The organism is Streptomyces sp. (genome assembly GCF_031178505.1).
In the GTDB taxonomy this organism is placed as follows: Bacteria; Actinomycetota; Actinomycetes; order Streptomycetales; family Streptomycetaceae; genus Streptomyces; species Streptomyces gulbargensis.
Genome location: NZ_JAPSIW010000668.1, coordinates 1 through 3,926 on the forward strand (window position 1 = coordinate 1; position 3,926 = coordinate 3,926).

The window sequence follows — 3,926 nt, forward strand, 5'->3', positions numbered from 1 at the left end:
GCGAGGATGGCTTTGCCCGCGGCGCCCGCGGCGAGAGGGACATCCGATCCGGTGGGCAGGTCGTAGTGGATCGGTTTGCTTCCCGGTACTACGGCGGTCATGCGTGCCGTCCGGGTGGCCGGGTCGTACTCGGCCAGGCCGATGGTCTCTCCGGTCTGCTGTGCCAGGTCCCGCAGCGCTGGGAAGACGATCGGGGTGATGGAGTGGAGCGGACCGAGTGCGGCTGCCCAGCGCAGTAGCAGCGGCCCGGCCACGGCGTGCTCCTCGTGGGTGGTGGCGAGCCCTGTGGCGAGTGCGGTGTCGAGGAGCCGGGCGGCGGTCGCAGGGTTCCCTTGCAGTACGCGAGCCAGCGCCCGTCCACCCAGCGGCAGAGGTTGTGAAGCGGTGAGCGCGGAGAGCAGACGCTCGATGCGAACGGTGGCCGAACCGCCGTCCTCGGCGGGACTCGGGCTGGTGGGGGTCGCTCGGCCGTGTTCGGGTGCCGGCCGGGGCGGTGGTGCGGTCAGGCTGCCGACCTTGCGGGCGGTTTGGCGGACGAGGGGGGCGAAGCGTTCAAGGTCGGCGTGACGGGTCTCGTGCCGTGGGCGGGTGGCGGAAATCGCTCCCAGCAGGCCCGCCGCGTGGAACGGGGCGGCGACTCCGGCGGCCAGGGCGACGTGTTGTCCGATGCTGATCGTCACACCGTCCTCGCGCGCCTGGTGCAGGAGACGCTCCAGTTCCGCGACGTCGGTGACGGTGTCCGGCGTGTGCGCGACCAGATCGAGGCGGGCGAGGACGTCGGGGCCGAGTTCGGCGAGCATGGCACGGCCGGCCGCGCCGGCGTGCAGGGGGATCACGGCGCCGGGGTCGAGCCGGTAGCGGACGGGACCGTCCGGAATCGCGGACAGGGCGACGAAGCCCTCCGTGCGAACGGGGTCGTACAAGGACAACAGGATGGTGGCGTCGCAGGCCCGGGCGAGTTCCTCGGCCAGTGGACGAGCCTGGCCGAGCAGCGGGTGCGAGCGGTGGAGCCGGTCCGCGAGGACGCGTAGCCGGGGTCCGCAGGCGTAGGTGGCATTCACCGTCTGCGCCGCCAGGTCGCGCTCGGTGAGCGCGTGGAGGGTCCGGTGGACCGTGCTGCGGCTGAGGTCGAGCTCTTCGGCCAGCTCGCGCACGCCCCAGGGCAGCTCCGGTGGCCGACGGGTGAGGGCGTCGAGGGTGACGACGATGCGTTCGTTGACGGCCGATCCACTGCTCACAGCGACCACCGCCAGGCGTGACTCGTCGACTCGCTCCACAGCGACGCGAGCATGCGCGGACGCTTCATCCTCCGCCTTCCCCCTGCCGTTTCTCACCTGGTCGGCCACTGTACGTGGCGCCTTTCGAAGCGGGCGCCCCGCTGCTGTCGCCGGTCGCTCGCGGTGGCTGTCGGTGCCGTCCGCGTTTCGAGCGGGACGCGTCCGAGGGTTGACAGCAGGCGAAGACCGGCCAGACACTCACCGAACAGTTTACAGGACGCTGTCCCATTTTTTGCACAGCGAGGTGCGAGATGTCAGTCCCCACGGACACTGCAGAGGTGACCCCCGTCACCGACGAACGCCGCCGCAAAGCGAAGAAGGCCACCGCCGTGGCCGCCTTCGGCACGTTCATCGAGTACTACGACTTCAGCGTCTACGGCTATGTCGCCGCGACCCTGTCGATCGTCTTCTTCCCCAGCGACAACCCGACCGTCGGCCTGCTCAACACTTTCCTGGTCTTCGGCTCGGCCTTCGCCGTCCGCCCGCTGGGCGCCCTGTTCTTCGGTCGACTCGGCGACCGCGCCGGCCGCCGGGTCAGCCTGGTCGCAAGTATCGGCCTGATGAGCCTGGCCGCCGCCCTGACCGGACTGCTGCCCGGTTACGCCACCATCGGCGTCGCCGCGCCGATCCTGTTGATCGTCCTGCGCATGCTGCAGGGCTTCTCCACCGGCGGCGAGATCGGCGGTGCGGCCAGCTACATCCGGGAATGGGCGCCCAAGGAGCGGCGCTCGCTGTACATCTCGTTCATCCCCGGCGTCGCGGTGTTCGGCAAGGCGTGCGCGGCGGGCATGGCGGCGCTGGCCGCCTCGTTCGTGCCGGAAGAGTCGATGGAGGCATGGGGCTGGCGCCTGCCGTTCCTTCTCGCGGTCCCGCTGGGCCTGCTGTGTCTGTACCTGCGGCTGAAGATCGAGGACACCCCCGAGTTCCGCGATGCCGAGCCCGCTGACCGCAGTGACCGCAAGCCGCTGAAGGAACTGACGGCCGGATACCGCGGCCCACTGGCCAAGGTCATGGCGATCTCCACGGTGCAGAACGTCGGTACATACGTCGGCACTGTCTTCGTCGCCTCGTACCTGAGCACCGTCCTGGACTTCAGCGAGAGCCAGGCCGCGACCATCGTGCTGCTCGCCGTTCTCACGGCCGCCGTGTTCATCCCCCTGTGCGGCCAGCTCGGCTCACGACTGGGCGGCAAGCGCGTCCTGATCGTCTCCTACGTCGCCTACATCGCCGTCACGATCCCCTCGTTCTGGCTCATGGGCCGCGGCTCGGTGGGCCTGGCCATCGTCGGCCTGATCCTCGGCATGGTCCCGTACGCCCTCTGCCAGGCCGGCACCTACGCGGTCATGCCGGAGTTCTTCCCCGTCCAGGTCCGTAACACCGGTGTCGCCTTCGGCCACAGCATCGGCGCTGTCATCGGCGGCGGAGCCGGACCCTACGTCAGTACCTGGCTCATCGACTCCACCGGCAGCACCTTCGTGCCCGCCTACATCCTCGTCTTCTTCGGCCTGTTCGGCCTCGGTATCGCTCTCGGCGCGGTACGCCGCAGCGCCTCCGACGACCACCTCTACGCCTGACCCGCACGACCCGACCGAACGGACCAGACACGCATGCCGTCGTTCTACGTCTCCGACGCCATCCACCCCCAGGTGCTGGACACCCTGCACGAGATGGGCGAAGTCCACCTCGGCTACGGCCCCACGGCCACCCCCTACGCTGCCGTCCAGAACAGCGTGGACGCCGTCATGCTGCGCGCCGAGCGGTTCACCGCCGACAAGATCCAGGCATCCCCCCGCCTGAAGATCATCGCCCGGCACGGGGTGGGCACCGACAACGTCGACATCCAGGCCGCCACCGACGCCGGCGTCTGGGTCACCGTCACCCCCGGCAGCAACGCCCGGTCCGTCGCCGAGCACGTCTTCGCGCTCGCCCTGGCCCTCGCCCGCCGCGTCCCGGCCGCCACAGCAGGTACCGTCGCCGGCCAGTGGGCCGCCATCAAGCCCGTGCTCACCGGGATCGAGCTGCACGGCCGCACATTGGGCCTGCTCGGCTTCGGCCGCATCGCCTCACTGACCGCGGGCATCGCCCGCGGCTTCGGCATGCCTGTTCTCGTCTCCGACCCCTACGTCGCCCCGGACACCGTGGAGCAGTACGGCGCCCGGCTCGTCCTCCTCGACGACCTCATCGCCCAGTGCGACGTACTGAGCCTGCACGCCCCGCTCACCGCAGCGACCAAACACATCATCGACGCTGCGGCCATCGCCCGGATGCGCCCGGGAGCAGTACTGATCAACACCGCCCGCGGCGGACTCGTCGATGAGACCGCCGTTCTGGCGGGGCTCGAGTCCGGCCACCTGGGCGGAGCAGCCCTCGATGTCCTCGACGGCGAGTCGACCGACATGCAGGACCCCCTCCCGCACAGTCCGGAACTCGCGGCCCGGCTCGGCAGCCTGGACAACCTGATCGTCACGCCGCACATCGCCGGGCAGACCAGCCAGTCGCTGCTGGCCGCGGGCACCCAGGCCCTCGCCTGCATCCAGCAGGCCCTCGCAGGCCAGGACCCGGAGCACGCCGTCAACACCGTCAGCGCCGCAGCCTGATCCCCGCCCCTCACCTTCCCGGAGACGAGAACGCCTTGTTCATCAACGCCTC

3 protein-coding genes are annotated in these 3,926 nt (G+C 70.2%); 2 read left to right on the forward strand and 1 reads right to left on the reverse strand.

Translation table 11 applies throughout. The features are described 5' to 3' along the window. On the reverse strand, positions 1–1,238 hold a 1,238-nt coding region (locus RIF68_RS30145), incomplete at its 3' end, for an IclR family transcriptional regulator C-terminal domain-containing protein (protein ID WP_309054445.1). A gap of 317 nt (positions 1,239–1,555) precedes the next feature. Between RIF68_RS30145 and RIF68_RS30150 the strand changes: the two genes are divergently transcribed. Continuing rightward, complete coding sequence (locus RIF68_RS30150) at positions 1,556–2,851, forward strand: MFS transporter (RefSeq protein WP_257101738.1); 1,296 nt, start codon at positions 1,556–1,558, stop codon at positions 2,849–2,851. A 33-nt stretch (positions 2,852–2,884) separates the two neighbouring features. Then, the gene (locus tag RIF68_RS30155) at positions 2,885–3,874 is read left to right on the forward strand and encodes a hydroxyacid dehydrogenase (protein ID WP_107478851.1); all 990 of its coding nucleotides are present in this window, start codon (positions 2,885–2,887) and stop codon (positions 3,872–3,874) included. Positions 3,875–3,926 lie beyond the last annotated feature (52 nt).